We start from the raw sequence: 398 nt of genomic DNA, 5'->3' as shown, positions 1-398 counted from the left end.
TTTAATCGGAATCCTTCTTCTTTGAGTTCGAATGCCAACGCTGCTTGTGCTTTTCGAGATAGACGTCCGGTTTCTCCCGAAAAGCTTTCAACTTTTTTAAATAGGCGACCTCAAGACGAAGGAGCTCAATTTCACGTTCTAACAGTTCTTCACGAGATTCTGTACTTTCTTGTTTTACAGCTTTGATTTTAGGATTTTTAGACATAGGAGGCCGTCCCTTCACTTTTTCTTTCAGGCCTTCTATCCCTTCTTTAAAAAATTTACCGTTCCAATTCACTATTAACGTTGGATTATTCATGTTAAATTGAATCGCTGTGTCTTGATAAGAAGCACCTGTTTGTTTCATAAAGTTTAATACATCCAGTTTGAATTTAACAGAATAAACCTGTTTTACACTT

The 398-nt window shown here is 36.4% G+C and carries 1 protein-coding gene; it reads right to left on the bottom strand.

All coding sequences use genetic code 11. The features are described 5' to 3' along the window. Window position 1: 1 nt before the first annotated feature. Window positions 2-398, bottom strand: a 397-nt coding sequence (locus tag C406_RS0119020; RefSeq protein WP_017382220.1) for a transposase, incomplete at its 5' end; no start/stop codon positions are given.

Origin of the sequence: Paenisporosarcina sp. TG-14 (genome assembly GCF_000297555.1) — a bacterium.
Lineage (GTDB): Bacteria > Bacillota > Bacilli > Bacillales_A > Planococcaceae > Paenisporosarcina > Paenisporosarcina antarctica.
The sequence above is the reverse complement of the archived record's forward strand: the minus strand, read 5'-3'. Positions and strand labels throughout refer to the sequence as shown.